Origin of the sequence: Paraburkholderia elongata, assembly GCF_013177735.1 — a bacterium.
Taxonomy (GTDB): domain Bacteria; phylum Pseudomonadota; class Gammaproteobacteria; order Burkholderiales; family Burkholderiaceae; genus Paraburkholderia; species Paraburkholderia elongata.
In genome coordinates this window covers 1-18,723 of the sequence record NZ_WOEZ01000089.1, presented here as the reverse complement: position 1 = coordinate 18,723, position 18,723 = coordinate 1, and the positions used below count along the sequence as shown (strand labels likewise).

At 62.3% G+C, this 18,723-nt stretch carries 16 protein-coding genes; 1 reads left to right on the top strand and 15 read right to left on the bottom strand.

The window, feature by feature from the left end:
- Positions 1 to 90: 90 nt before the first annotated feature.
- From GNZ13_RS17305 to GNZ13_RS17235, 15 genes are all read right to left on the bottom strand, one after another.
- Positions 91 to 1,878, bottom strand: a complete 1,788-nt coding sequence (locus GNZ13_RS17305) for an acyl-CoA dehydrogenase C-terminal domain-containing protein (RefSeq protein WP_172166605.1) — start codon at positions 1,876 to 1,878, stop codon at positions 91 to 93.
- Positions 1,879 to 1,975: 97 nt separating this feature from the next.
- Positions 1,976 to 2,575, bottom strand: a complete 600-nt coding sequence (locus tag GNZ13_RS17300; protein WP_046566835.1) for a TetR/AcrR family transcriptional regulator — start codon at positions 2,573 to 2,575, stop codon at positions 1,976 to 1,978.
- Positions 2,576 to 2,801: 226 nt separating this feature from the next.
- The gene (gene clsB, locus GNZ13_RS17295; RefSeq protein ID WP_172166603.1) at positions 2,802 to 4,061 is read right to left on the bottom strand and encodes a cardiolipin synthase ClsB; all 1,260 of its coding nucleotides are present in this window, start codon (positions 4,059 to 4,061) and stop codon (positions 2,802 to 2,804) included.
- Positions 4,058 to 4,558 (bottom strand): dihydroneopterin triphosphate diphosphatase, encoded by a 501-nt coding sequence (nudB, locus tag GNZ13_RS17290; RefSeq protein WP_172166669.1) that lies wholly within the window; start codon positions 4,556 to 4,558, stop codon positions 4,058 to 4,060. Before nudB ends, clsB begins: the two co-directional genes overlap by 4 nt.
- Before the next feature lie 205 nt (positions 4,559 to 4,763).
- On the bottom strand, positions 4,764 to 6,563 hold the full coding sequence (gene aspS, locus GNZ13_RS17285; RefSeq protein WP_172166602.1) for an aspartate--tRNA ligase: 1,800 nt from the start codon (positions 6,561 to 6,563) through the stop codon (positions 4,764 to 4,766).
- Positions 6,564 to 6,639: 76 nt separating this feature from the next.
- Positions 6,640 to 7,296: a DUF502 domain-containing protein gene (locus tag GNZ13_RS17280; RefSeq protein WP_172166600.1), complete on the bottom strand. Its 657-nt coding sequence runs from the start codon at positions 7,294 to 7,296 to the stop codon at positions 6,640 to 6,642.
- 75 nt (positions 7,297 to 7,371) lie between these two features.
- Positions 7,372 to 7,773, bottom strand: coding sequence for an FmdB family zinc ribbon protein (locus tag GNZ13_RS17275; RefSeq protein ID WP_172166598.1), 402 nt, complete (start codon positions 7,771 to 7,773; stop codon positions 7,372 to 7,374).
- 181 nt (positions 7,774 to 7,954) lie between these two features.
- Positions 7,955 to 8,578 carry a methyltransferase domain-containing protein gene (locus GNZ13_RS17270; protein ID WP_172166596.1) on the bottom strand — a complete coding sequence of 208 codons (624 nt, stop codon included), beginning with the start codon at positions 8,576 to 8,578 and terminating at the stop codon, positions 7,955 to 7,957.
- 29 nt (positions 8,579 to 8,607) lie between these two features.
- Positions 8,608 to 10,185, bottom strand: a complete 1,578-nt coding sequence (gene ubiB, locus GNZ13_RS17265; RefSeq protein WP_172166594.1) for a ubiquinone biosynthesis regulatory protein kinase UbiB — start codon at positions 10,183 to 10,185, stop codon at positions 8,608 to 8,610.
- Between the two features lie 15 nt (positions 10,186 to 10,200).
- Complete coding sequence (locus GNZ13_RS17260; RefSeq protein ID WP_172166592.1) at positions 10,201 to 10,845, bottom strand: ubiquinone biosynthesis accessory factor UbiJ; 645 nt, start codon at positions 10,843 to 10,845, stop codon at positions 10,201 to 10,203.
- Between the two features lie 153 nt (positions 10,846 to 10,998).
- The gene (locus tag GNZ13_RS17255; RefSeq protein WP_172166590.1) at positions 10,999 to 11,991 is read right to left on the bottom strand and encodes a Tim44 domain-containing protein; all 993 of its coding nucleotides are present in this window, start codon (positions 11,989 to 11,991) and stop codon (positions 10,999 to 11,001) included.
- 38 nt (positions 11,992 to 12,029) lie between these two features.
- The gene (gene ubiE, locus GNZ13_RS17250) at positions 12,030 to 12,761 is read right to left on the bottom strand and encodes a bifunctional demethylmenaquinone methyltransferase/2-methoxy-6-polyprenyl-1,4-benzoquinol methylase UbiE (protein ID WP_153137354.1); all 732 of its coding nucleotides are present in this window, start codon (positions 12,759 to 12,761) and stop codon (positions 12,030 to 12,032) included.
- A gap of 67 nt (positions 12,762 to 12,828) precedes the next feature.
- The gene (locus tag GNZ13_RS17245; RefSeq protein WP_172166588.1) at positions 12,829 to 13,242 is read right to left on the bottom strand and encodes a gamma-butyrobetaine hydroxylase-like domain-containing protein; all 414 of its coding nucleotides are present in this window, start codon (positions 13,240 to 13,242) and stop codon (positions 12,829 to 12,831) included.
- 7 nt (positions 13,243 to 13,249) lie between these two features.
- Positions 13,250 to 13,678, bottom strand: a complete 429-nt coding sequence (locus tag GNZ13_RS17240) for an HIT family protein (RefSeq protein ID WP_172166586.1) — start codon at positions 13,676 to 13,678, stop codon at positions 13,250 to 13,252.
- A gap of 34 nt (positions 13,679 to 13,712) precedes the next feature.
- Positions 13,713 to 17,807: a DUF3683 domain-containing protein gene (locus GNZ13_RS17235; RefSeq protein WP_172166584.1), complete on the bottom strand. Its 4,095-nt coding sequence runs from the start codon at positions 17,805 to 17,807 to the stop codon at positions 13,713 to 13,715.
- A 513-nt stretch (positions 17,808 to 18,320) separates the two neighbouring features.
- Between GNZ13_RS17235 and GNZ13_RS17230 the strand changes: the two genes are divergently transcribed.
- Positions 18,321 to 18,723: pyridoxal-phosphate dependent enzyme (locus tag GNZ13_RS17230; protein WP_172166667.1), on the top strand; the 403-nt coding region annotated here is incomplete at its 3' end.

The window sequence follows — 18,723 nt, the reverse complement described above, 5'->3', positions numbered from 1 at the left end:
TGTGTCTCTTACGTTTCGCGATGTGTGGCTTGTGGCGGTGGAAGGCGCCACGCCTCTTGAGGGCGTGGCGCTTGCCGTAAGGGATACGCTTTAGAACAGCGACTCTTCGACGTCCATCATCGACTTCGAACCGGCGCGCGCCTGACGAATCGTCATCGCCGTTTCCGGCAGCAGCTTCGCGAAGTAGAAGCGTGCGGTAGCGAGCTTCGCCTTGTAGAACGGATCGCCCGATGCTTCGTTGTCCAGCGCGATACGTGCCATGCGCGCCCAGAAGTACGAGAACACCAGGTGGCCGACGGTGCGCAGGTACGGCACGGCGGCAGCGCCGACTTCGTCCGGGTTCTGCATCGCCTTCATGCCAATTTCCATCGTCAGCTTCTGCACCTTTTCGCCGATGTCGGCGAGCGGGTTGATGAACTCCTGCATTTCCGGCTTCACGCCTTCGGCTTCGACGAAATCCGACACCAGCTTGCCGAACTTCTTCATCTTCGCGCCCATATCGCCGAGGATCTTGCGGCCGAGCAGGTCGAGCGCCTGAATCGCGTTGGTGCCTTCGTAGATCATGTTGATACGCGCGTCGCGCACGTATTGCTCCATGCCCCACTCGGTGATGAAGCCGTGTCCGCCGTAGATCTGCATGGCGTGATTGGTGCTCTCGAACGCGTTGTCCGAGAGGAATGCCTTCAGGATCGGCGTGAGCAGCGCGACCAGATCCGCCGCTTCCTTACGCACCGATTCGTCGGCGTGCGACAGTTCCTTGTCGATGTGCAGCGCGGACCAGTACGAGAACGCGCGCGCGCCTTCGGCGTAGGCCTTCTGCGTGAGCAGCATGCGGCGCACGTCCGGGTGCACGATGATCGGGTCGGCCGCTTTTTCCGGCGCCTTCGGGCCGGTCAGCGAACGCATTTGCAGACGTTCTTTCGCGTACACCAGCGAGTTCTGGTAACCGATTTCGGTCAGACCCAGGCTCTGCATGCCGACGCCCAGACGCGCGGCGTTCATCATCACGAACATCGCGTTCAGGCCTTTGTTCGGCTCACCGACCAGCCAGCCCTTTGCGTTGTCCAGATTGATCACGGCGGTCGCGTTGCCATGAATGCCCATCTTGTGTTCGATGGAGCCGCACTTCACGCCGTTGCGCTCGCCCGGTTCGCCCGCTTCGTTCGGGATGAACTTCGGCACGATGAAAAGCGAAATGCCCTTGGTGCCCTTGGGCGCATCCGGCAGGCGCGCCAGCACCAGGTGAACGATGTTCTCCGCGAGATCGTGTTCGCCGCTGGAGATGAAAATCTTCGTGCCGCTGATCGCGTACGAGCCGTCGCTATCCGGTTCAGCCTTGGTACGCAGGATGCCGAGGTCGGTGCCGCAATGCGGCTCGGTCAGACACATCGTGCCGGTCCAGACGCCCGCGACCAGCTTCGGCAGATAGCGTTGCTGCAGTTCCGGCGTGCCGTGCGCGTGCAGACATTCATACGCGCCATGCGACAGACCCGGGTACATCGTCCACGCCTGGTTCGCCGAGTTCAGCATTTCATACAGCGCGTTGTTGACGAATGCGGGCAGGCCCTGGCCGCCGTATTCCGGATCGCAGCCGAGTGCCGGCCAACCGGCTTCCACATATTGCTTATAGGCTTCCTTGAAGCCCTTCGGCGTGGTCACCACGCCGTCACCGGCGTACGTGCAGCCGTCCTGGTCGCCGCTGTGATTGAGCGGGAACAGCACTTCGGAGCAGAACTTGCCGGCCTCTTCGAGCACGGCGTTGATCGTCTCCGCATCGAGATCCGCGTGCTTCGGCATCTGCTTGATCTCGGCTTCGACGTTAAGCAGCTCGTGCAAAACGAATTGCATGTCGCGCAGCGGCGCGGCGTACTGTCCCATGACTCTCTCCAAAGTTTGACAAGGAGCCAGGCTGTTAGCTCGGTCCGTGGAAACGGACTTTCAGCGCCGCTGAATCTGTTTAAGTTCGACGGCCTTGCTAACGGCTTTCGCTCTGATACGAAACAATCAATTTTTCCAGCGCGGCCCACGTAAGACGCACCGCATCCGGCAAGTGCAGGAAGCGCGCGTCGTGATGCAGACCGAGCGTGAAGCTGTACAGTTCGAACAGCATCAGCTGCGGATCGGTATCGGCTCGCAGATGCCCTTCTTCCATCGCCTGCGAAATTGCACGCGTGAGCGCCGCACGCCAGATCGTCACGCTCGACACCAGCTGCTCGCGCACCGGGTTGTCCCCGCGGTCGTCATACTCGACCGCGCCACTGATGTAGATGCACCCAGTGGTGACTTCCTGAATACGTTTCTCAATCCAGCGGGAGATCATCGCGCGCAAGCGCGGCAATCCACGAGGCTCACGCAAACTCGGGAAAAACACCTCGTCTTCGAAACGACGGTGATATTCGCGCACGACTTCAACCTGCAAATCCTCGCGCGAGCCGAAATGCGCGAACACACCGCTTTTGCTCATCTGCATGCGCTCGGCCAGCAGCCCAATCGTCAGACCTTCCAGTCCGTCGCGGCTTGCCAGATCAAGTGCTGCTTCGAGAATCGCGACTCGTGTTTGTTCGCCTTTTCGCATAGCTTTTTTACCGTTCTAATGTGACCGAAAGAAAATCGAACGGCCGTACTATTATTGAGTGCTGCCGTCCGCGAAACAAGGACTTTATTAGAAACCGGTTTCTAACCCGGTTTCAATTCTGCGGCATCCGTCAATCAGAGGAATCAGATTTTTTAGAGGCGTTTGCCTTCTTTTGTCCCTTTCATTGACGCTGCGCCCTTGCGGTTATGTGCGAGGTGCCGATGAGCTAGTCATAGCCACCCACCGTTAATAGCTTCATGACGACCCGATAGGTCGTGTAGGCAAGCCAGTTGAGCAAGCGCTCGCCCGCCGGACGGGCATCATAGCGCGCCTCGTCGATCCGGCGCGACTCCTTGAACGCGGCGAGGATCGCATCGCGCAGCGCGTCGAGCGACGGGTCGTTCACCAGCACCACGTTGGCTTCGTTGTTGAGCATCAGGCTCAACGCGTCGAGGTTCGACGAACCGACTGTCCCCCAGCTCGAATCCACCACCGCGACCTTGCCGTGTAGCAGGGTTTTCTCGTACTCGGCGATCTGCACGCCGGCTTTGAGCAGAGCACGATACAGGAACGGCACGGCGTAATCGAGCGCCTTGAACTCCTTGCGCCCGATGATGAGCTTCACGTCGACGCCGCGCCGCGCCGCGAACACCAGCGCGCGCCGCAGCTTGCGGCCCGGCATGAAGTACGGATTGGCCAGCAGCACTTCGCTGCGCGCCTGGCCGATCGCGGTCAGATACGCCTTTTCAATGGCGCGGCGGTTGATCAGGTTGTCGCGTGCGACGAAGGCCACGCATGGCAGCCCGCCGGCCCAGAGGGCCTCATTGCGATTGCGGCGCCGGCGGCGCAGCGTGCCGAGCGACGCCATGGCCTTCGGCCCGAGATCAGGCTCGAGCGAGTCAAGAGGCCGATGCCCGAGACGGATCCGCCGCCATTGCACCTCGAACGCCTGGCGGATATCGGCGACCACCGGCCCGTGCAATTCCACCGCGAAATCCCAGCGCCGGTAAGGCAGCTTCTCGCCGTTGTTCTCGTAATCGTCGACGATGTTGATGCCGCCGCAGTAGCCGAACTGATCGTCCACCACCGCGATCTTGCGGTGCGTACGCGAGAAGCCGAAGCGGCCGAACAGATGCGGGTTGTAGATACGATGATCGATGCCGGCGAGTGGCCATTCGCTGAACATTGCGAGGCGCTCGGTGCCGATGCCGTCGGTAATCACGCGCACCTTCACGCCGCGCGAGGCTGCGCGCAGCAACGCCGCGCCGACGGCCTGACCTGCGCTGTCGTCAGACAAGATATAGGTTTCGAGAACCACGTCGCTCCGTGCCGCGTCGATGCGTTCGATCAGCGCGGCAAAGAACTCGTCGCCGGAACGCAGCAGCTTGACGTCGTTGCCGCTGGTGAAGCGGTAGCGCTGCCAGTAGCGGCGGCCGAGCAGCGATTGCCGGAGTCGCGCGAAACGGCGCGCGCCACCTATGCTCACCGGGCACGCTCCTCGGACTGGCCATTCAGGCGTCCAGCGAGCCGCTTCGGCAATTGCAGGATCGCGTCGGCATTCGACGACGAAAAGCAGCGTGAGGCCGCCTCTTCATAGGGCAGCCACAGAAACGCGGTGTGCTCGCGCGGCGCGAGCGTCACTTCGAGCTGCTCGGGCACTTCCAGGCTGAACCAATGCTCGGTGTTGTGGATCACGCCCTCGGCATAGCGATGCCGGAACTGGGGGTAGATTTCATATTCGATCGAGTACTGCCAGTCGAACAGCGCGCTTTGCGGCACCAGCTGACTGCCGACCACGATGCCGGTTTCCTCGGCCACTTCGCGAGTCGCTGTCTCGATGAAGGGTTCGTCGAGCTGGTCTTTCGAACCGGTCACCGATTGCCAGAAATCTGCGTGATCGGCACGCCGGATCAACAGCACGTCGAGCGAGGGCGTATGGATGACGACGAGTACGGATTGCGGGATCTTCGGCGGTTTCGGCATGGCGTAAAAACTGGGCGCAACGCTTGCGCGGTACATGTCGGTGAGCGGTCCGTTGGGTGGTCCGATAAGCGGTCGAGACCGGTTGCTTCGACTGTAACGCAAAAAACGAAAAAGGCGCATCACGCGCCTTTTTCGTTTTTTGCTTCGTTCGCTTCTTCGTCCCACTCGGACCGCCGGTCTTCAGGCCGCCCGAGTTCGGCTCAGCTTAGACCTTCGGTTCCGGCTGACGCAGGCGGATGTGCAACTCGCGCAACTGGCGCTCGTCCACTTCGCTCGGCGCCTGCGTGAGCAGACACTGCGCGCGCTGCGTCTTCGGGAACGCGATCACGTCGCGAATCGAATCGGCACCGGCCATCATCGTGACGATGCGGTCCAGACCGAATGCGATACCGCCGTGCGGCGGCGCGCCGTATTGCAGCGCGTCGAGCAGGAAGCCGAACTTGGCTTGCGCTTCTTCCGCGCCGATCTTCAACGCGCGGAACACCTTGCTCTGCACTTCTTCACGGTGGATACGCACCGAACCGCCGCCGATTTCCCAGCCGTTCAGCACCATATCGTAGGCCTTGGCGAGACAGCGCGCCGGATCCGTTTCCAGATACTCGAGGTGCTCGTCCTTCGGGCTCGTGAACGGGTGATGCGCGGCGACGTAGCGGTTGTCTTCCTCGTCATACTCGAACATCGGGAAGTCGACCACCCACAGCGGCTTCCAGCCAGATTCGACCAGACCGTTGGCCTTGCCGAATTCCGAATGACCGATCTTCAGACGCAGCGCGCCCAGGCTGTCGTTCACCACCTTCGCGCGATCCGCCGCGAAGAAAATGATGTCGCCGTCTTGCGCGCCGGTGCGCTCGATGATTGCCTTGACCGCTTCGTCGTGCAGGTTCTTGACGATCGGGCTTTGCAGACCATCACGGCCCTTCGCCACTTCGTTGACCTTGATCCACGCCAGGCCCTTCGCGCCGTAGATGCGCACGAATTCCGTGTAGCTGTCGATATCGCCACGCGAGAGCTCGCCGCCCTTCGGTACGCGGATCGCCGCGACGCGGCCATCTTTCGTGTTGGCCGGCGTGCTGAACACCTTGAAGTCGACGTCCTTCACTGCATCCGTCAGGTCCGTGAATTCGAGCTTCACACGCAGGTCGGGCTTGTCCGAACCGAAGCGGCGCATGGCTTCCGAATACAGCATGACCGGGAATTTCTCGTCCAGCGAAACGCCGATCGTTTCCTTGAACACGTGACGGATCATCGCCTCGAACAGATCGCGGATTTCCTGTTCCGACAGGAACGAGGTTTCACAGTCGATCTGCGTGAATTCCGGCTGACGGTCGGCGCGCAGGTCTTCGTCGCGGAAGCACTTGACGATCTGGTAGTAGCGATCGAAGTTAGCGACCATCAACAACTGCTTGAACAGTTGCGGCGACTGCGGCAGCGCGAAGAACTGACCCGGGTTGGTACGCGACGGCACGAGGTAATCGCGCGCGCCTTCCGGCGTGCTCTTGGTGAGCATCGGCGTTTCGATGTCGATGAAGCCCAGCGAGTCCAGGTACTTGCGCACTTCGATCGCAACGCGGTAACGCAGACGCAGGTTGTGCTGCATCTGCGGACGACGCAGGTCGAGCACACGGTGCGTAAGACGCGTGGTTTCCGACAGGTTGTCGTCGTCGAGCTGGAACGGCGGCGTGATCGACGCGTTCAGCACGATCAGCTCGTGGCACAGCACTTCGATCTTGCCGCTCTTCAGTGAGGCATTCGTCGTGCCTTCCGGGCGGGCGCGAACCACGCCCTTGATCTGCAGGCAGAACTCGTTCCGGACGCCTTCGGCCGTCTTGAACATCTCAGCGCGATCCGGATCGCAGACGACCTGAACGAGGCCTTCGCGGTCGCGCAGGTCGATGAAGATGACGCCGCCATGGTCGCGGCGGCGGCTTACCCAGCCACACAGCGAGACGGTTTGGCCCAGCAGTTCTTCGGTCACCAGACCGCAGTATTCAGATCTCATCGACATGATGTTTGTCTTTCGTTTTGCATTGGTTGAACCGCGCGCAGCAATCAAACACGGCTTGAAACGCTGCGCACCGGCATTACAGCGGAGGCTCGACTGTCGTGCGGCGCACTACCGGCGCCGGCGGCGCGGACGGCGCCACGACGCCCATCGAGACGATGTACTTGAGCGCAGCGTCGACCGTCATGTCGAGTTCGATCACTTCGCTCTTGGGCACCATCAGGAAGAAGCCGGACGTTGGGTTCGGCGTAGTCGGCACATACACGCTGACGTAATCTTCTTTCAGGTGGTTGACCACGTCGCCGCCCGGAATGCCGGTCAGAAACGCAATCGTATAGGAACCGCGGCGCGGGTACTCGATCAGCAGCGCCTTGCGAAACGCATTGCCGCTGCTCGACAACAAGGTGTCCGATACCTGTTTGACGCTGGTGTAGAGCGGGCCGACCACCGGAATGTGAGCGACCACGACTTCCCACCACTTCACGAGCTTCTGCCCGATGAAATTTTGCGTCAACAGCCCGACGACAAAGATGAACGCCAGCGTCAGCACCGCGCCGAGGCCCGGCAAACGGAAGCCGAGCGCGCGCTCCGGCTGCCATGAGGTCGGCAGCAGCAACAGCGTCTGGTCCATCGTGCCGATGATCAGGCCGAGCACCCACAATGTGATAGCCAGAGGCACCAGCACCAGCAGGCCAGTCAGGAACACCGATTTGAGCGTCGTTTTTTTCGTCGTCATGTGTACCGCCAGAAAGCCGCGCGAGCCGATACCCGACGCGCGGCGTGTGCGCCGCCCCTGAGGGCGGCAGTCCCACTAGGCGCTGCCGGAACCGCTCGAACTCGCCGATGCGGCGGGTGCGGCGGGTGCGGCGGGCGTTGCGGCTGCGCCCGATGAAGCGGCGGCGGCCGTGCCGTTGGCCGAAGCCGTGTCGGATTGCGCTGCGCCGTTATTCCCGGCTGCGGCGTTTTCGCCCGAATTCGCATTCGAGTCGCCATTCGCGTCGGGCTTGGCCGGCGCGCTCGCGCCGCTGTTACCGCCGCGGAAATCGGTCACATACCAGCCGGAGCCCTTCAACTGGAAACCGGCGGCAGTCACCTGCTTGCGAAATGTGTCTTTCCCGCACTCGGGACACTGCGTCAACTGGGGGTCGCTCATCTTCTGAAGCACGTCCTTCCCGAAGCCGCATGACTCGCAACGATAAGCGTAGATCGGCATGAACTTTTCCCTACTGAAATCTTGTAAACGCTTGCAAAGCCTTGAATTATAGCCGCATATGGCTAGTCACCCGCGAATTTCGGGGACAAGCGCCAGGCACAGCCGACGCCCACCTAAATGGGGGCGGCCGTTATCGAATCAAGTGTGGCCCGAGCCGCCGTCAAACGCGGCGGCGACGCGCTCAAGCACGACGGCGCCAGCTCATCCAGCGCTCGTGGCCGGCAAAGACAGGAATCGAGTCGTTCACGGCTTCATCTTCGATCAGATCGAAGTGCGGCATGAGCAACGCGTCGAGTTCAGCGCGCTCGACGCCGAACGGGGGCCCTTTCGGCGTCGCGCCGATGAAAAAGAAACCCGCCAGCAACGCGCCAGCTGGCAACAACTCGGCCATCCGTTGCGCGTAGTCTGCACGGCGCGCCGACGGCAGCGCGCAAAAGAACGCGCGCTCGTAGATCCATGCCGGCGTGAACGGCGGTTCGTAAGTGAAGAAGTCAGCCTGCTCGACCAGTTGCGCATGCTGCGGACCCAATTGCTTGTGCGCTGCCGCTACGGCGGCCGGCGAGAAATCGATCGCTCGGACTGGATTGCCTTGCTGCGCTAGCCATAGGGCTTCGTAGGCACTGCCACAACCCGGAATCAGTACCGCAGCGTCGCGATGGCGCTCGGCGAATGACTGGAACGCCGCCGGCACGCCGGCCTGATCCCACGGCGTGAAATGGCGCTCGAAGCGTTCGTCCCAGAACTCGGGCGAGTTTGGATCGCGGGTCGCAAAGTCGGGCATGGAAGGCTCGGTCGGGTCACTCATATGGTGCCTCGCATGGATCAGGATCGGATTCATCCGCCGTAGGCGAACGCCATAAACGCCCGCGCCAGCACCGCGCCGACACCGACCGCCACGCCGAACAGCAACAGCCCTTGCAGCAACCGATTGGTGCGCTTCTGCTCGAGCAGAATCTGGCGAATCATGTCGTCGTTCGCGCCGCGGGTGTTGTCGTGACGCTCAGCCAGCACGTGATGGATCAGGCGCGGCAACTGCGGCAGCGTCTTGCTCCACTGCGGCGCCTCGATCTTCAGCCGCTCGAACCAACCGCGCAGACCAATCTGCTCGTTCATCCAGCGTTCGAGATAGGGCTTGGCCGTCTTCCACAAGTCCAGTTCAGGATCGAGCGAGCGGCCGAGCCCTTCCACGTTCAGCATGGTTTTTTGCAGCAGCACCAGTTGCGGCTGGATTTCCACATTGAAGCGGCGCGAGGTCGAGAACAGGCGCATCAACACCTGGCCCAGCGAAATATCCTTCAACGCGCGGTCGAAATACGGCTCGCAAACCGCGCGGATCGCGCTTTCCAGTTCTTCGACCCGAGTCGTAGGCGGCACCCAGCCCGACTCCAGATGCAGGGTGGCGACGCGATGGTAGTCACGCTTAAAGAAAGCGAGGAAGTTCTGCGCGAGGTAGTTTTTATCAAAGTCCGACAGCGCACCGATGATGCCGAAGTCGAGCGCGATATAACGGCCGAAATGCGCCGGGTCGAGGCTCACCTGAATGTTGCCCGGGTGCATGTCGGCGTGAAAAAAGCCGTCGCGAAACACCTGGGTGAAGAAGATCTCGACGCCTTCGCGCGCCAGCTTCGGAATATCGACGCCGGCCGCGCGCAGCGTCTCCACCTGGCTGATCGGCACGCCGACCATGCGCTCCATCACGAGCACGGTGGGCGTGCAGAACTCCCAGTACATCTCCGGCACCAGCAGCAGATCGAGTCCGACGAAGTTGCGGCGCAACTGGCTGCCGTTGGCCGCTTCGCGCATCAGATCGAGTTCGTCGTGCAGATACTTGTCGAATTCGGCGACCACCTCGCGCGGCTTGAGGCGCTTGCCGTCGGCCCACAGGCGCTCGGCCCATACGGCGATGTCGCGCAGCAAGGCCAGGTCGGAATCGATCACCGGCAGCATATTCGGCCGCAGCACCTTCACGGCGACCGCCTTGCCCGCGTGCTGCCCTGCTTTCACCTTCGCAAAGTGAACCTGCGCGATCGACGCGCTCGCCACCGGCACCCGCTCGAAATCGTCGAACAGCACGTCGACCGGTGCCCCGAGCGACTTCTCGACCAGCCCGATCGCCACCGCCGAATCGAACGGCGGCACCTGATCCTGCAGCTTGGCCAGTTCATTGGCGATGTCGACCGGTAGCAGATCGCGCCGCGTGGACAGCACCTGCCCGAACTTGACGAAGATCGGCCCGAGGCTTTCGAGCGCGAGCCGCAAGCGCACGCCCGGAGGGGCGTCGAACTTACGACCGATGGTAGTGATACGCAGCAGCAGACGCACACGCCGGTCGTTGACGCGGCTGAGCATCATCTCGTCGAGACCGAATCGAATGACCGTGAAAAAAATCTTGAGGAAACGCAGAAAACGCATAGTTGTGCCCAGTGACTAGCGCGTGCCGCGCGACGTAGCGGCGCCGCCCGGCACGTTGGCGCCGTGGGCTTCGACCTTCTGTTCAAGACGCTCGATGCGCTTTTCCACGCGCGCCAGAGCATCGCGGGCGCGGGCCAGTTCGACGTTGAAGTCTTCCAACGCGGCGCGCCGCACCAGTTGCGGATTTTCGTCGAGCAGATATTCGGCGGCTGTGTCGAGCAGATTGCGCCCGGTGCGCCGCGCATGTTCGCCGACCGTGCGCACGATCGACGCGACCCGCCACGCCGGACCGTCGCCGATCAGCTTCGCCAGATCTTCCTCCGGCTCCCAGCGCAGATGCTCGGCGAGCTTGGCGATCACGGTCGCAAACTCGGCGTCGCCTTCGATCTTCACGTGCTTCATCACGGCGGCCTGGCCGCCTTGCACAAAGGCCGGCAACGCATCGGACGGCACCGAGATAGTCACGTCGAACTGTTGCGCATCGGATTCGTCTACCGCGCCCAGGTAGCCGTCCGGTTGCACCAGCAGCATCAGCACGACCGGCGGACAGGACAGTCTGGCGGTCTTGCCCGCGTACGGGGCGAGGCGCTCTCGAGCCCACGATTCGCGGGCGAGCAGGTGATTGACGGCAGCAGCGAAGGGCTTGGCGGCGAGGGTCATTGAAAGTGGCAAGAAAAAACCCGCGCGGGCGAGGTGCCCGCGCGGGTTCCTATTGTAACGTCCGTTCGCTTCGCGGCTTGCTATGCCGAACGGCCAATGCTTTGTGCGAAGTCAGGGCGCGCAGTGCTGCCTCGGCTCTGTCTCGCTGCTGCCTCAGTGCTGCGCCACCTGCTGAATGCCGGCCAGCAGCCAGCCTTCGCCAGGCCGGTTCGACTTCGTCAGGTTCCAGACCTCGACGAACGGCTCAGCCGCCGCACCCGCCGATTCGCGGATCAAACCGGAGAAGCGCACGCTGGCGAAGTATTCGGTCGCGCGTTCTTCCACGCCCAGCAACTCCGCGTTCAGTTGCACCACGTCCGTCTGATTGGACTCGGCACCGCGCGACGACAAATCGACCTTCACTTCGGCGAACATTTCCGGCGTGGTGAATTCGCGGATGTCTTCCATGTTGCCGACGTCCCACGCGGCTTGCAGCCGCACGAAGTACACCTTGGCGTTGCGCAGGAACGCTTCCGAATCGAAGCCGGCCGGCACTGCCGGGGCAGTGTTGATGGACGGCGTGCTCAGCGGGTTGCCGTGCGGCTCGAGGTACGAGCCAGTGGGCGGAGCGGTATAACGCGGTTCCTGCGTGTAGCCGGTGCCGCCCGAATTCAGCGACGGCGAGCCGCCCGCGTACGCCGGTTGGTCCGTATCGCGCTTGCGGCCCATGAAGCGGCGGATCAGCCAGATGCCGATCATCGCAATGACCGCGATCACGATGATGTTGGCCATGGCGCCGGCAAACGCGCCACCCAGACCGAAGTGCGACAACAGCGCGGCGATACCGAGGCCTGCCGCGAGACCGGCGATCGGCCCGAGCCAGCGCGAGCGATTAGGCGCCGCGGCCGGAGTCGGCGCGGGCGCCGGTGCCGGCTGCGCGCGCTGCTGCATGGCCTGATTGCTTTGGGAAGGTTGCGACGGGGTCGACTGCTGCTGAACCGTGTTCGACTGACGGCCGATGCTGCGGCTGCCGCCCAAGCGGCGGGCTTCCGCATCGAGCGAGGCGAGAGAGCCGGCCATGATCAGACCGACCATCGCGATCAGTCCGATTCTTCTCACCAACGACCGCTTAACATTACGGGGAGATAACACACCTGAATCGGACATTTTCGTACTTTCCTTTAAAAAACGATGGGTTAGGGACCCTAGTATTTGGTCCCCACATGTAAAGCTACCACGCCAGCTGACAAATTGTAATATTTGACGCCGTCCAGGCCCGCTTGTTCCATCATTGTTTTTAAAGTTTCCTGGTCCGGATGCATCCGGATCGATTCCGCCAGGTAGCGGTAACTCTCGGCGTCCTTCGCAAAACGGTCGCCGAGCCACGGCAACACCTTGAACGAATAGACGTCGTAGACCTTTTTAAGCGGATCCCACACCTTCGAGAACTCCAGCACCAGCAGACGGCCTGCCGGCTTCAACACGCGACGCATCTCGGCCAGCGCCACATCCTTGTGCGTCATGTTGCGCAAGCCGAACGCCACGGTCACCACGTCGAAGTAATTGTCCGGAAAGGGGATCTTTTCGGCGTCGCAGAGCAGCGCCGGCGTGATCACGCCCTTGTCCAGCAGGCGGTCGCGGCCCACGCGCAGCATCGATTCGTTGATGTCGGTGTGCCAGACTTCGCCGGTTTCGCCCGCCTGTTTGGCGAACGCCTTCGACAGATCGCCCGTGCCCCCCGCAATATCGAGCACCTTGAAGCCCGGCCGGACGTTGGCCTGGGCGATCGTGAACATCTTCCACGCCCGGTGCAACCCGCCCGACATCAGGTCGTTCATCAAGTCGTAGTTGGAGGCGACCGAGTGGAACACGCCCGCCACCTTCTGCGCTTTTTCCTGTTCGTCGACCGATTGAAAGCCGAAGTGGGTTTTGCTCATCGCGCTCGTCCTTTCGCGTATTCTGAAATGTTGCGCCGCATCAGTGCGGCGATCAGGGCGAATCGTATCAGTGACAGTGTCCGTGCGCAGCACCGGCTGGCGCCATCGGTGCATCACGGTCGACGTTGGCCGCTGCCAGTTTGGCGAGATAGTCGCGCCAGAGTTCATCCTGACGGACGGCCATGTCGTACAGCAGGTCCCAGGAATAGATGCCGGTGGAATGGCCGTCGGAGAAAGTCGGCTGCAGCGCGTAGTTGCCGACACCTTCGATCATCGTGATCGTGACGTCGCGCTTACCGGTTTGCAGCGTCTCCTGGCCGGGCCCGTGGCCCATCACTTCTGCCGACGGCGAATACACGCGCAGCAGTTCGAACGGCAGGCGATACGTTTCGCCGTTCGCGTATTGCAATTCGAGTACGCGCGATTTGGAATGCACGACCACGCCGGTCGGCACCGGGGTATCGGGAGTCAGTCCACTCATGATGACCTCAGGCTAGAGCCCGTTCGATTTCCTGTCGCACCGCTTCGCGCAGCAAGGTGGCTTGCGCGCGGCGCGACGACAGCATGGCTTCGGACACCGTGCGTTGGCGCGGCGCCCAGATCGGCAGCGGGAAGTGAGCGTCGTTCGAAAAACGCGGAATCACATGCCAATGCACATGCGGCACCTGGTTGCCGAGGCTCGCCAGGTTGACCTTCACCGGCTGAAGAATGCGCCGGATCGCACGCTCGACCGCGTACACGGCCTGCATCACGCGATCGCGGTCGGTTCCGGCGAGATCGGAAAACTCAGCGACGTGCTGGTTCCAGATCACCCGGCAAAAACCCGGGTAATCATGTTCGTCGGCGAGGACGACACGCAGGGTGTCGTCCTGCCACAGCACATCGCCGCCATCTTCACGGCAAAAAACACATTCCATTGTCGTCCTCAGGCAAAAATCGTCAGTCGTGCCATTAAACCAGCACGCGTTCGATTCCGCCATTGTTCGCCCGCTGGACGTAATCCGCCATCCAGTTTTCACCGAGCACGTGACGTGCCATCTCGACGACGATGTAGTCTGCCTCGGTGCCCGCGTCTTCGTTGTAGCGCGACAGGCCTTGCAGGCAGGATGGGCAGCTCGTCAGGATCTTTACCTCAGTGGCACCGTTCGGCTGCGCGCCGTTGCCGGCCTTGAGCACGGAGCCGTCCGGTGCACCCGCCGCGCCGGACGGCGCATTGGCCGCATTGATCCCATTCGCACCCGCCTCGGCCACCAACGGAATGCCACGCAGCTTCGCCGCGCCCTTGCGTATTTCCTCTTCCTTGCGGAAGCGGACTTGCGTCGAAATGTCCGGGCGCGTCACCGCGAGTGTGCCGGATTCGCCACAGCAGCGATCGTTCTTCTCGATCTTGTAGCCGTCGTTCTCCGACCCCATCAGCTGATTGACGAGCTTGACCGGGTCCATCGTCTTGATCGGCGAGTGGCACGGGTCGTGGTACATGTAGCGCACGCCGTTGACGCCTTCGAGCTTGATCCCTTTCTCAAGCAGAAACTCGTGGATGTCGATGATCCGGCAGCCCGGGAAAATCTTCTCGAATTCGTAACCGGCGAGCTGGTCGTAACACGTACCGCACGACACCACCACCGTCTTGATGTCGAGATAGTTCAGCGTATTCGCGACGCGGTGGAACAGCACGCGGTTATCGGTGACGATCTGCTCGGCCTTGTCGTACTGGCCCGAGCCGCGCTGCGGGTAGCCGCAGCACAGGTAGCCCGGCGGCAGCACGGTTTGCACGCCCGCTTCCCACAGCATGGCTTGCGTCGCCAGACCCACTTGCGAGAAGAGCCGCTCGGAGCCGCAACCCGGGAAGTAGAACACCGCTTCCGTATCGGCGGTGGTCGTCTTCGGATTGCGGATGATCGGAACAATCTTGTTGTCTTCGATGTCCAGCAACGCGCGCGCGGTTTTCTTCGGCAGATTGCCCGGCATCTTCTTGTTCATGAAGTGGATCACCTGCTGCGTGACCGGCGGCTTGCCGACGGTTGCCGGCGGGTGTGCCGTCTGCTTCTTCGCGAACTTCTTCAGCAAGTCGTTGCCGAGGCGCTGCGCCTTGTAGCCGACGCCCATCATCGCCGTGCGCGCGAGGTTGATCGTCTGCGGGTTGGTGGCGTTCAGGAAGAACATGCCGGCTGCGTTGCCCGGATTGAACTTCTTCTTGCCCATCTTGCGCAGCAGGTTGCGCATGTTCATCGTCACGTCGCCGAAGTCGATCTTCACCGGGCACGGCGTCACGCATTTGTGACAGACCGTGCAGTGATCGGCGACGTCGTTGAACTCGTCCCAGTGCTTGATCGACACGCCGCGGCGGGTCTGCTCTTCGTACAGGAACGCCTCGACCAGCAAGGAGGTGGCGAGAATCTTGTTGCGCGGGCTGTACAGCAGGTTCGCGCGCGGCACGTGGGTCGCGCACACCGGCTTGCACTTGCCGCAACGCAAACAGTCCTTGATCGACTCCGAAATCGCGCCGATGTCGGACTGCTGCATGATCAGCGATTCGTAGCCCATCAGGCCGAAGCTCGGCGTGTACGCGTTGCGCAGGTCAGCGCCTTCGAGCAGCTTGCCCGCATTGAAGCGGCCATGCGGATCGACGCGCTGCTTGTACGCGCGGAATTCGCCGATCTCTTCGTCGGTCAGGAACTCGAGCTTGGTGATGCCGATGCCGTGCTCGCCGGAAATCACGCCGTCGAGCGAACGCGCCAGCTTCATGATGCGCGCGACCGCCGCGTGGGCGTCCTGCAGCATCTCGTAGTTGTCCGAGTTGACCGGCAGGTTCGTGTGGACGTTGCCGTCGCCCGCGTGCATGTGCAGCGCGACGAACACGCGGCCACGCAGGACCTGCTTGTGGATCGCCTGGGCTTCTTCGAGGATCGGCTTGAATTCGCCGCCGTTGAAAATCTGACGCAGTTCGGCGCGGATCTCCGCCTTCCACGACACGCGCACCGTACGGTCTTGCGTGATATGGAACACGGTCGCGTCCGGCTGCGCGTCGACTCGATCGGCGAACTTCTCCGCCAGCCCTTCGTAGCCGAGGCCGACCAGATAGTGCTGCGCCTCGCGCAAGGACAGATCGAGCTTGTCGCGCAGGAATTCCCAGCGCGTGCGCACCTTCTTCAGCAAATCGAGCGCCTGTTGCACGCGATCTTCGAGCAGCTCGGCGCTCGGGATTTCGTTGGCGTCGTCGCTCTTGCCGAGCGGCAGCTTGCCGCCCTTGAAGAACGTTTCGAGCGCGTCGACCAGTTGCAGCTTGTTCTTGATCGACAGTTCGATATTGATGCGTTCGATGCCATCGGTGTACTCGCCCATCCGGTCGAGCGGGATCACCACGTCTTCGTTGATCTTGAACGCATTGGTGTGCTTGGCAATCGCGGCAGTACGGCTGCGGTCGAGCCAGAAACGCTTGCGCGCTTCGGCGTTGACGGCGACGAAACCTTCGCCGCTCTTGCCGTTGGCCATGCGCACGACTTCCGAGGTGGCCTGGGCGACCGCGTCTGCATCGTCGCCGACGATGTCGCCGATCAGCACCATCTTCGGAAACGCGTTGCGCTTGCTCTTGGTCGCATAGCCGACCGCGCGCAGATAGCGTTCGTCCAGATGCTCGAGGCCAGCGAGAATCGCGCCGCCCTGCTTCGACGTTTCGAACAGATAGTCTTTGATCTCGACAATGCTCGGAATCGCTTCGCGGGCCTGACCGAAGAATTCGAGGCAGACCGTGCGCGTATGCGCCGGCATCTTGTGCAGCACCCAGCGCGCCGACGTGATCAGGCCGTCGCAGCCTTCCTTCTGCACGCCCGGCAGACCGGCCAGGAATTTGTCGGTCACATCTTTGCCAAGACCTTCCTTACGGAACACGCGGCCCTTGATGTCGAGCGCTTCCGTGCGCAGCAGCTTTTCGCCCGGCGCGTGGTTGCCGTCGAACCACTTCAGCTCGAAACGCGCGACTTCGATGTCGTGAATCTTGCCGAGGTTGTGGTCCAGACGCGTGACTTCGAGCCAGTTCCCTTCCGGGTCGACCATGCGCCACCAGGCGAGGTTGTCGAGCGCCGTGCCCCACAACACCGCTTTCTTGCCGCCCGCATTCATTGCGACGTTGCCGCCGACGCAGGATGCATCCAGCGAGGTCGGGTCCACCGCGAACACGAAGCCGGCCTGCTCGGCCGCTTCGGTCACGCGGCGTGTGACCACGCCCGCGCCGGAGAAAATCGTCGCCACCTTGCGCTCGACGCCCGGCAGTTCGGTCATCTCGACCGCGCCAAGTTGTTCGAGCTTCTCCGTGTTGATGACAGCCGAGAACGGCGTGAGCGGCACCGCGCCGCCCGTGTAGCCCGTGCCGCCTCCGCGCGGAATCACAGTCAGACCGAGCTCGAAACACGCTTTGATCATGCCGGCGATCTCGGCCTCGGTATCCGGCGTCAGCACGACAAACGGGTACTCGACACGCCAGTCGGTTGCGTCGGTCACGTGCGAGACGCGGGACAAGCCGTCGAACTTGATGTTGTCTTTTTCCGTGACCTTACCCAACACCTTGTTCGTGCGACGGCGCAGATCGAAGGTCTTCTGGAATTCGCTCTCAAAATCGTCGACGGCGCGGCGCGCAGCCGCAACCAGCGTTTCAACGCGAGCAGCCCGATCGATGCCGGCTTCATCGCCGTGCTCGACCAGATCCGCGCGACGGCGCTTTTCGATCTCGGTCAAACGATGGTGCAGCGCCTCGATCAGCAGCGCGCGGCGCTTCGGATTGTCGAGCAGGTCGTCTTGCAGGTAAGGATTGCGGCGCACGACCCAGATGTCGCCGAGCACTTCATACAGCATCCGCGCCGAGCGGCCGGTGCGGCGTTCCGCGCGCAGTTCGGCCAAAACCGCCCAGGCTTCGTCGCCTAGCAGACGGATGACGATTTCGCGGTCGGAAAACGACGTGTAGTTATAGGGAATTTCGCGCAGACGCGCTTCGGGATCGGCGGCCACCGCGGTGGCGGCCCCGTGCGGATCGAAACTTTGAGGTGCGTTCATGTTCGGACGACTCGGTGGGTCAACCCGGCGGGCTCATTGACGAGGCGCCGGCTGACGGTGCGCGTGGTGCGCAATGCTGGAAATTTTTTTGTGGAGCGAAGCTCAACCGACGGTCTACCCACATCAGTCGCTTCACGGCGCTCAGAGACAGCTACACGATCGTGCCTGGCGGACGTGACGCTCCGCCGCGGGGCGAGACTCACGCGGGACGGGCATCAAATGGGCGATCCGAGGCTGCCAGTGCATCTTCCGATCCTTATTCCAAAATGGAATTCTACCCCATGATCCAGCCGCGCGTTGACGCCTGAAATCGGAGCTGTGGCGGGACTTTGAGCGTTTTTGGGTTGAACGGCGCCCACAAGCGCTTGCGAAGAATTCTCCGACCGAACGGTCGGGTTGGCCTTTGCCGACGGCGCTCGGGCGCATGCCGAGGGTTCGCTGAAGGCCAGAGCGCACACCGTTGGCGCTATCATTGACCCTTTCCCGACTCACAAAGCGCACCGCGCCACCCGCATGGCTTCCCACGACTACCTGAAGAAAACCCTGACCGCGCGCGTCTACGACGTGGCCCGCGAGACCGAACTCGAACGCGCGCCGAATCTGTCGGCCCGGCTCTCCAACCCGGTTTATCTGAAGCGCGAGGACAACCAGCCGGTGTTCTCGTTCAAGGTGCGTGGCGCGTACAACAAGATGGCGCACATTCCGGCGGACGCGCTGCAGCGGGGCGTCATTACCGCGTCAGCGGGCAATCATGCGCAGGGCGTGGCGCTGTCGGCGGCCCGCATGGGCGTGAAGGCGATCATCGTTGTACCGGTGACGACCCCGCAGGTGAAGGTCGATGCGGTGCGCGCGCATGGCGGGGCGACGGTCGAGGTGGTGCAGTTCGGCGAGTCCTATAGTGATGCGTACGGGCATG